At 26.9% G+C, this 1,121-nt stretch carries 1 protein-coding gene; it reads right to left on the bottom strand.

What is annotated here, in order from left to right:
- Positions 1 to 84 precede the first annotated feature (84 nt).
- On the bottom strand, positions 85 to 1,026 hold the full coding sequence (locus tag BN7997_RS14965; RefSeq protein WP_071119283.1) for an IS982 family transposase: 942 nt from the start codon (positions 1,024 to 1,026) through the stop codon (positions 85 to 87).
- Positions 1,027 to 1,121: the final 95 nt, after the last annotated feature.

Below are 1,121 nucleotides of genomic sequence, written 5' to 3'. Positions count from 1 at the left end.
TTGTGCTAGTTAAAATTTTTCCAAATAAAGTAAATTGCTTTTCGCAAAAAATAATACCTTATTATAGGTTGGTATTTGTAAATTTTAACCAAATACTAACCTTTTTATTTTAGCTATAGAATCATAATTTCCCATAAGTTTATTTATTAAAAATGAAATATTATGAGCTAAAACTTTTATCGAAGTTCTAGTTATAAATCCTAGCATTGATTTACTTTTAACTTTATTTAAATTTAATTGCTCTGTTAATTGAGAAAAGCTGGTTTCTATCCTTCTTCTGATTTTAAATATTAGTTGTCTTATTTCTTTTGGATAGTTATCTTTGCTATTACCTCTTTTTAAGAATAATAAATTTATATCTCTTTCACCTTTTAACTCAGGCGTTAGCCTTTTATTGACATATCCTTTATCACCTATAATAGAAATAGAATTATATTTATCACATAAATCCCACACTGTATTTCTATCATCTATGTTGGCTGGAGTTATAACATAGTCAGTTAAGAAACCGTCTACTGTAGTAAGTGCATGAAACTTAAATCCAAAATATGTTTGTTTCTTTGATGGACATCTACCATAAGAGGCTTCGCCTTTAAAGCACTTGCTAAAATGAGCTCTACCAAACTCACATACAGGAATAGGCATGCTGTCTATAATTCTTATATTATTAGAATACGCTTGAATATATTCTGAAATATATTCTCGTATTTCTTTAATTACAGCATGTAGATTTCGTTTAGTTCTATTAAATCTAGTTCTATCTCCTAATTTAGGAAATAGTTTTATATATTCTCTGCTCAATAAACTAAAGAATGCTTTTTCTGAGTCAATAGTCAGAAGTTCTCCAACTATACTTATAGTGATTATTTCACTATCTGAAAGCTTACACTCCTTAATATTACGTCTATTTCTAATGCTTATAGGAATAATATCGTTGTACACATCATCAACTATTGTATAAATTATAGTAAATAAATCAGTTAAATTTTCAATTTCTTGGATATAATAATTATTAAGCTCCAACATTATAGTAACCCTCCTTTAGATTAATGCTACTAATCTTAGGGTGCTATATTTGTTGGAGTTTTATTATTGTAAAAATTAACTAGCACAACGAGTTA

Origin of the sequence: Romboutsia timonensis, from assembly GCF_900106845.1 — a bacterium.
In the GTDB taxonomy this organism is placed as follows: domain Bacteria; phylum Bacillota; class Clostridia; order Peptostreptococcales; family Peptostreptococcaceae; genus Romboutsia; species Romboutsia timonensis.
Note: the sequence above shows the minus strand (reverse complement) of the source record. Positions and strands in the feature narration are given on the sequence as shown.

Bases quoted from the DNA above. Each gene is read 5' to 3' on its own strand.
- BN7997_RS14965 (WP_071119283.1), bottom strand. From the start codon at position 1,026: ATGTTGGAGCTTAATAATTATTATATCCAAGAAATTGAAAATTTAACT.